Below are 223 nucleotides of genomic sequence, written 5' to 3'. Positions count from 1 at the left end.
GCCCATTTATGTTTTTTACAATTTTTTATTTTTCCACTTACAATTGCATCACAGTAGGCAAAAACCCGTTCTATTATCCAATTCATATACGATCACCAAAGCGACGTTGCGTTTCACTTTGCTGTTGCTGTGATGTATCCGATTCTGGAATAACTAATTTTAAGCGAGATGTAATCGTTAATCCTAAGTCGCTAGCTGATGAACGGCATTCATTAAATAAAAG

The 223-nt window shown here is 35.4% G+C and carries 1 pseudogene; it reads right to left on the bottom strand.

What is annotated here, in order from left to right:
• Window positions 1-82: 82 nt before the first annotated feature.
• A pseudogene (locus MR058_RS23915) lies at window positions 83-223 on the bottom strand (P27 family phage terminase small subunit); the annotation flags it as partial.

Source organism: Bacillus cereus group sp. BfR-BA-01430 (assembly GCF_022663115.1).
GTDB classification, from domain to species: domain Bacteria; phylum Bacillota; class Bacilli; order Bacillales; family Bacillaceae_G; genus Bacillus_A; species Bacillus_A cereus_BD.
The sequence above is the reverse complement of the archived record's forward strand: the minus strand, read 5'-3'. Positions and strand labels throughout refer to the sequence as shown.